We start from the raw sequence: 7,568 nt of genomic DNA, 5'->3' as shown, positions 1-7,568 counted from the left end.
CCTGGATAGCGACCGGCAGGCTGTCAACCCCATCAAGAAACACGGTGCCTTGGCGCGCACATTCAAACTTGCCGAAGCGCGCGCGCATTGCGCCGGGAAACGCCCCGACTTCGTGACCAAAAAGCTCTGTCTCGACCAGATCGACGGGCAAGGCCGCGCAATTGATATGGACAAAGGGGTGGGCCGCGCGCGCAGACAAGTCATGCATCGCCCGCGCGGTCAGGTCTTTTCCCGCACCTGTCGGCCCCGTCAGCAACACATCGGCATCTGTCGCAGCGATGGCCCTGACAGATTTGCGCAACGCCACCATCGCGTCGGAGCGGCCGATCAGGCGGGCTTCCAGCTTGTCGCGGCCGCCGACCTCACGCTTCAATGCGCGGTTCTCGATTGTCAGGCGGCGTTTGTCCAAGGCGCGCTGGATTGTGCCGACAAGCAGCGATGGGGCAAAGGGCTTTTCAATGAAGTCGTAGGCCCCGTCGCGCATGGATTGCACCGCGAGGTTCACATCACCATGCCCGGTCACAAGGATCACCGGAAACTCCGGATCAATCTCAAGTGCCTTGCGCATCAACCAAAGCCCGTCGTGGCCCGGCATCCGGATATCCGTCACCAACACCCCGTCAAGACCGCGACTGATCTTGGCCAACGCCACCTCCGCGCGATCAAAGACCTTGGCGGGCAAAGCCGCCAGCATCAGCGTTTGTGCGGTGGCATTGCGGAGCTCTTCCTCATCGTCCACGAAAATCACGGTCTGGCTCATTGCGCGGCCATTTGTTTGGGTGTGGCGGGTTTTAGCGTGACGGTAAACACAGCGCCGCCTTCGGGGTGATTACGCGCGCTCAAGGTGCCGCCGAAATCCGTAACGATATTGAATGAGATCGAAAGACCAAGACCCAAACCCTTGCCGGGGGATTTCGTGGTAAAGAACGGATCAAAGATATTTTCAACATTGGCGGCTTCAATCCCGTCACCTGTGTCCCTGACCGAAACAGTTGTACCCTCCACCCAAATCTGGACGCGGCGGTCGGTCAGGCCTTCCATCGCATCAAGCGCATTGTTGATAAGGTTCACGATCACTTGCTGCAAACGGACGTGGCCACCTGTCACCCAGACCTCCCTCTCGGGCGGATCATAGGCGATATGGCCGCCCTCAGAGGCCAGCCGCATTTCAGTCACCGCAATTGCATCCAGAAGAACGCTGTTGAGCAGAAGCGGGCCGGTGGCTTGCTGGGGACGGCGGGCAAAATTGCGCAGATGCGCAGAAATCGTCGCCATCCGGTCCGCCATCTTGGAAATGCGGGCGATATTTTCACGCGCGGCCTTTGGCTGGTCGCGATCAAGGAAGGCACCCGCGTTGTCGGCATATGTTTTGACCGCCGCGAGCGGCTGGTTGAACTCATGGCTCAGGGCCGCGGACATTTGCCCCAGGGCGGAAAGCTTTCCGGCCTGGATCAGGTCCGTTTGGGTCTGGCGCAGATCGCCCAAGACTGTTTGCAGATCAGCGGTGCGCGCAGCAACAGTGTCCTCCAACACGGCTTTGGCGCGTTGTTCTTGTGCCAGCGCCTCCGCCTGCCGGGTTTGGCGCAGCAGATAGGCCAGTAATCCGATCAGTCCCAACGCCACCACCAATCCCGCAATCAGCAAGCTGCGCAAGGCGTTCAATGTGGCAGGTCGGGTTGGTGAAAGTGATGACATGGTCCAGTCAAGATCGTTCAAGCGTTGGGTGGTCAGCACGAAACTTTCACGGGTATCGCCCTCAATATAGACTTGGCTGGCCTCCTCACTGAGTGCTGTCGCTGTGATCGGCAACAGATCAATCCGGTCGATGGGGTACTGCAGGTTCTGGGCAATTTGCTGACGGGTTGCCGAACTCAACGGACGGATCGCACGGAAGTGCCATTCAGGATGTGAGGACATAAAGACAAAATCATTGCGGTCGGCGACCATAATGTCACTTTCCGCACCTCGCCAGATGCTTTGGAATGCTGCAATGTTGAATTTAATGGCCAGCACACCAATGATACGTTCGCCATCTTCGACAGGGGCGGCGTAGAAATAGCCACGTTCGCCGGTTGTCGTCCCATAGACCGAGAAACTAGACAAATCCCCGTTGAGCGCTTGCGTGAAATAGCTCTGGTAGCTGAAGTTGCGGCCCACATAGCTGCCGGGCTCCCGGTAGGATGCCGCCGCGACCGTGCGTCCCGAGATATCCATAAGGTAGACATCCGATGCGCGAACGGTTGCGGCGGTCTGTCGCAAATCTTCGTTCACCGCTGCTTGAACCACCGCATTTTGCGGATCCCGCAACAAAACGGTGAGCTGAGGGCGTTCTGCAATCAAAGCGGGCAGGGGGGCGTAACGATCGAGCGTGGCCCTTAGACCTTCTACCGCAAGCTTGAGAGGTACTGCGTCCCGTTCGGCTTGCTGACGCATATAATGACGCTCAAGTCCGGGGAAAGCGGCAGCGCCCACCAACGCCATGCCAAGCGCGATGCATGCCACAACTGCAAAGATACGTCGTCGGCTCAAGATCATGTGCATCTTTATGCGGCAGGGGCGGGCCGTTTTACAACGGCTATGTTTGCAACGGTTGGAACTTCGCTGACGCCACGGCAAGTGAATTAATGCAACCGGTTGCAAAAAAAAGAATCGCGGTTAGAGTAAGCGACGCGACCAAGGGGGAACGTTACTGCCAATGCTGCCATTGGGCCTTAATCATATGACATTACCGCGTAAGTCGGGGCGGGAGCTTGTGGCGATGGCAGCGTCGCTTGGCTGTGCCGGAATTGAGCTGCGCAATGATCTTGACGTGCCTTTGTTCGACAATGAGACGCCAGAGAGCTTTGCAAACCGTGTGAATGCTGCAGGTTTGCAGATTTTCGCTTTGGCCGAAGTGACCGCGTTCAACGTGGATCCACACGAAAAGCTGGTGGATGTAACGCGATTGATCGAAACCGCGGCCCGTTGCGGCGCAGCAGGTGTGGCGTTGATCCCGCAGGTGTCACCAAAGCAGATTACGCGCGCGCAACAGCGCGTTTTGCTACGCGATGCGCTGACAGTCTTGCAACCGGTTTTAGAGGATCACGGCGTGATTGGCCTGATTGAGCCGCTTGGCTTCATTCAAAGTACGCTGCGCCATAAGGCGGATGTGTCGGGGGTGCTGGCGGACATTCGGCATCCGGCTTGCTTTGCGATGATCCACGACACGTTCCACCACCACCTGTCCGGTGATACCCAGATCTACCCCGAACTTACGGCGCTTCTTCATATCTCGGGCGTTGCTGATCGTGACATCAGTACCAACGCCATGACCGATGCCCATCGCGGGCTCGTGTTTGGCGACGATCGCTTGGGCAATATCGCACAATTACGCGCGTTCGCAGAGGCCGGTTTTGATGGTCCTGCTTCTTTTGAGGCCTTTGCGCCCGAAATACACCAAATGACCGATCCGACCGCCACTTTGGCCGGGTCCATCGCATTCATGACGTCGCAACTGACCGCACCTGCGGTGGGCGTGGCGTCATGAACCAATCGCCTCAGACAGAGGTCCCGGATTAATAACCGTGTGCCGGGCACGATCATTGGGAGGAAAACAATGAAAAAGATCCTTTTGGCCGCTGGCCTTACAACGCTCATGATGGGCACAACTGCGATGGCAGAGCTGCAAATCGGTGTGTCTGTTGCACGTTTCGACGACAACGGATTGACCGTGATGCGCAACGGCATGACAGCTTACGACGATGCAAGCGACGAAGTCAGCCTGCAGATGGAAGACGCAACTGATGATGTGGCCAAGCAGCTTGACCAGATCAACAACTTCATCGCGTCTGGTGTTGATGCGATCATCGTGAACGCCGTTGACACAAACGCAACTGAGGCGATGTCAAACGCAGCGGCAGCGGCTGGTGTCCCACTGGTTTACGTCAACCGTCAGCCTGTCAACATGGACACATTGCCCGACGGCCAGGCCTTTGTTGCATCCAACGAGATCGAATCCGGTACTTTGGCCGCATTCCAGATGTGTCGTCAGCTGCGCGCTGAAGGCAAAGCTGGTGGTGCGCGCGCGTATGTTCTGGTCGGTCAGCTGTCCAACCAGGCCGCCGTTCAGCGGACCAAGGACTTCCATGACGTGATCGGCATGGATATGTGTAATTTCATCACCATCATCGATGAGCAGACAGCGAACTGGTCGCGCGACGAAGCCAACGACCTGATGACAAACTGGTTGTCTTCCGGCGATGAATTCGACGCGGTCTTTGGTAACAACGACGAAATGGCACTGGGTGCTATTCAGGCGATGAAAGCCTCCGGCATTTCCATGGATGACGTCGTCGTCGGTGGTGTTGACGCGACATCCGACGCGCTGCTTGCCATGTCCGCAGGCGATATGGACGTGACGGTGTTCCAAGACCTTGCAGGTCAAGGCGCTGGCTCCATTGAAACAGCGATAGCACTGGTCAACGGCGACGACGTCGACAAAACAGTCTTCATCCCGTTCAAGCTGGTCACACCTGAGAACCTCGCGGACTTCATCCAGTAAGCACGGCTTACGTCGAAGCGATTGCGCAAGGGCGGGCGACTGCCCTTGCACCACAAGCGATAAAAATCACGCGCCAAGAATAGGGAAGGGTCAACACAATGTCTGAGAGTAGCGATGGTGTCGGAGGTCTGACGTTCGATAAATCCAAACGGTCATGGCCAAACGAGCTGAACGTGTTCGGGGCCTTGATCCTGATCATTATCATCTTCGAAATTCTGGGCGCGATTTTCATGGGTCAAAGCCTGTTGTTTGATTCAAGAGACCGCTTTGACAGCATTTTTAATGAAGCGCGCCTGCGCATTATTATCATTCAGGTCGCCATTATCGGCATTATCGCCATTGGTGTCACGCAGGTGATCATAACGGCGGGTATTGATCTATCATCCGGCTCAGTCGTCGGCGCAACCGCGATGATCGCGATGAGCTTCGCGCAGGTTGCAATGGTCAACGGCAACCCAAACCCAAAGGCAATCTTTGGTGAGTGGGCGCTTGATCTACCCGTCATCGTACCGATCTTCGTCGGTCTAGGCGTCGGTTTTTTGGCGGGTTTGGTCAACGGCATTCTTGTTGCTTATTCACGCATCCCGCCCTTCATCGCGACGCTTGGCATGATGCTTTTCGCGCGTGGTGTGGCGCAGTGGTGGTCGCTGGGCAACCCGGTGTCATTCCCGACCGAAAGCTATGCAAAGATCGGCGCTGGCATGATGCCCGTGATTATCTTCCTATCGCTCGCGGTGCTGTTCCACCTCATTATGAACTACACCGTTTACGGCAAACACACTTACGCTATCGGCTCCAATGAGCAGGCCGCGCGGATGTCGGGCATCAATGTGCCGCGCCATTTGGTGCTGGTTTACGTGATCGCGGGGATGCTTGCGGGTCTGGCGGCTGTGATCCTGACGTCAAAGAACCTCACGGCGCAATCTGGTATGGGCTTGTCCTATGAGCTGGAGGCGATTGCCATGGCCGTGATCGGCGGCGTGTCGCTCTTTGGTGGGCGCGGCTCGATTATCGGCACGGTAATTGGTGCGCTGATTATTGGTGTGATTACCTCCGGCTTCACCTTTCTGCGCCTAGGTGCGTTCTATCAGGAAATGGTGCTGGGTATGATTATCGTCGGTGCTGTTGCACTCGATCAATGGCAACAAAAACGCGCAGCGGCGCGGGCATAAAGGGGGCCTAGGAAATGTCAGATATCATTCTGGAGACCAAAGGTCTTACAAAGCACTATGGTGGTGTGCACGCACTCGAAGATGCGGATTTCACGCTTGAACGCGGCGAGCATGTGGCGATCATGGGCGACAACGGGGCCGGGAAATCGACCTTCGTGCGCCAGATCACAGGTGTGGAACAACGCACCCGTGGCACCGTTATTTTTGACGGTAGCGAGGTGAGCTTTTCGGGCCCCTTGGATGCGCGCGAAGCGGGTATTGAAACGGTGTTTCAAACGCTCGCGTTGGCGGATGACCTCAATGTGCCCGATAACCTGTTTCTGGGTCGTGAAAAGACGAAGTTTGATTGGTTGGGGCCGTTCCGCCTGTTGGATTATAAATCCATGCGCGATGACACATTGGCGGGCTTGGTGAAGACGGGCGTGAAAATCCCCAACATCAAGAACACCATCGCCAATATGTCCGGTGGCCAGCGCCAATGTGTGGCCATCGCGCGCACGGCGACCTTTGCCAGCAAGCTGACCATCATGGACGAGCCAACGGCCGCCTTGGGCGTGCAGGAAACGGCGCAGGTGGAAAACATCGTGCGTACGCTCAAAGACCAGGGTGAGAGCCTGATCCTTGTGTCGCACAACATGCGTCAGGTCTTTGATCTGGTGGACCGGATCATTGTCTTTCGGCGCGGGCGCATTGTGGCCAACCTCAACAAAGAGGACACGGACGGTCAGGACGTTGTGGCCTATATCACGGGCGCAAAAACCGGGGCCGAATATGAAGGCGCCGCCTAGCAAACCGAAGTTCTTCGATCTGGCGGTGCCGTTCTTTCTGCCCATGTGGCGGCGGGTCGCGGCGGCAGTGGTGCCGGTTCTTTGGGCATTTTTTGAGATCGCGAACGGCGAGGCCTTCTGGGGCATCATCTTTCTTGGTTTGGGGGGCATGGCCACCTACAAATTCATCACAGCCGATTGGGAGGCTGTGGCGGCGCAAGCCAAAGAAGAGAAGAGGGGCAAGTAGTGGCGGTCACGCTCAAAGATGTGGCGGAACGCGCGGGGGTGTCCCGCTCTGCGGTGTCGCGGACCTACACGGAAGGGGCCTCTGTTTCGAGCAAGACCCGCGCCAAGGTGGAAAAGGCGGCTGATGCGTTGGGCTATAGTCCGAATGCGTTAGCGTCATCGCTGACGACAGGGCGGACGAAGCTCATCGGGCTGGTTTCAAACAACTTCCACAACCCGATTTTTCTAGAAGTGTTTGACCTGTTAACCAAGGGATTGCAGGCGCGCGGATTGCGGCCGTTGCTGGTGAACCTGACAGATGAGGTCAGCCCCGAAGCCTCCATCAGGATGCTGCGGGCTTATTCGGTTGACGGGGTGATCGTTGCGTCCTCGACCTTGCCTGCAAGCTTCGCGGAAGGCTTCAAGAATGCGGGTGTTCCGGTTGTCCATTCATTTGGGCGTCAATCTGCAAACCCCAAGGTCAATGTACTCGGGATCGATAATATCGAGGCCGGTCGCATGGCTGCACAGACCTTGCTGGCGCGCGGCTACAAGCGGGTGGCATTTCTTGGCGGGCCGGAAACGGCGACCTCCACCCAGGACCGATTTGCGGGCTTTGCAGAGATCGTCGCAGCGGATGCGACCGTCAACTGGAGTTGCAGCTACGCCACCAACTATTCGTTCGAGGCGGGCAGGGCAGAGATGCTGCGCCTACTCGAAAACCCGCCGGCTGAGGCGTATTTCTGCGGTGACGACGTGCTATCAATCGGCGCGCTCTCTGCGATTAAGGACAACGGCCTCAAGGTGCCCGCAGACATCGGGATCATCGGGTTGAATGACATGGAAATGGCCGGTTGGGAAAAC

General features: G+C 57.1%; 8 protein-coding genes. 6 read left to right on the top strand and 2 right to left on the bottom strand.

Annotated features, from left to right (window positions below; translation table 11 throughout):
• On the bottom strand, positions 1-760 hold a 760-nt coding region (locus ACFDSS_RS12445; protein ID WP_375256060.1), incomplete at its 3' end, for a sigma-54-dependent transcriptional regulator.
• Positions 757-2,535: an ATP-binding protein gene (locus ACFDSS_RS12440; RefSeq protein ID WP_375256059.1), complete on the bottom strand. Its 1,779-nt coding sequence runs from the start codon at positions 2,533-2,535 to the stop codon at positions 757-759. The genes ACFDSS_RS12445 and ACFDSS_RS12440, both read right to left, overlap by 4 nt.
• A gap of 184 nt (positions 2,536-2,719) precedes the next feature.
• Between ACFDSS_RS12440 and ACFDSS_RS12435 the strand changes: the two genes are divergently transcribed.
• The 6 genes from ACFDSS_RS12435 to ACFDSS_RS12410 all read left to right on the top strand — a co-directional run.
• Positions 2,720-3,526: a TIM barrel protein gene (locus tag ACFDSS_RS12435; RefSeq protein WP_375256058.1), complete on the top strand. Its 807-nt coding sequence runs from the start codon at positions 2,720-2,722 to the stop codon at positions 3,524-3,526.
• A 69-nt stretch (positions 3,527-3,595) separates the two neighbouring features.
• On the top strand, positions 3,596-4,540 hold the full coding sequence (locus ACFDSS_RS12430) for a substrate-binding domain-containing protein (protein ID WP_375256057.1): 945 nt from the start codon (positions 3,596-3,598) through the stop codon (positions 4,538-4,540).
• Positions 4,541-4,638: 98 nt separating this feature from the next.
• Positions 4,639-5,712: an ABC transporter permease gene (locus ACFDSS_RS12425; protein ID WP_375256056.1), complete on the top strand. Its 1,074-nt coding sequence runs from the start codon at positions 4,639-4,641 to the stop codon at positions 5,710-5,712.
• Between the two features lie 14 nt (positions 5,713-5,726).
• Positions 5,727-6,500 carry an ATP-binding cassette domain-containing protein gene (locus ACFDSS_RS12420; RefSeq protein WP_375256055.1) on the top strand — a complete coding sequence of 258 codons (774 nt, stop codon included), beginning with the start codon at positions 5,727-5,729 and terminating at the stop codon, positions 6,498-6,500.
• Positions 6,484-6,726, top strand: a complete 243-nt coding sequence (locus ACFDSS_RS12415) for a hypothetical protein (RefSeq protein ID WP_375256054.1) — start codon at positions 6,484-6,486, stop codon at positions 6,724-6,726. The genes ACFDSS_RS12420 and ACFDSS_RS12415 overlap by 17 nt, the downstream gene beginning before the upstream one ends.
• On the top strand, positions 6,726-7,568 hold an 843-nt coding region (locus ACFDSS_RS12410), incomplete at its 3' end, for a LacI family DNA-binding transcriptional regulator (protein ID WP_375256053.1). The genes ACFDSS_RS12415 and ACFDSS_RS12410, both read left to right, overlap by 1 nt.

It is taken from the genome of Yoonia sp. (genome assembly GCF_042093035.1).
Classification (GTDB): Bacteria; Pseudomonadota; Alphaproteobacteria; order Rhodobacterales; family Rhodobacteraceae; genus Yoonia.
This window is presented reverse-complemented; position numbering and strand designations above follow the sequence as displayed.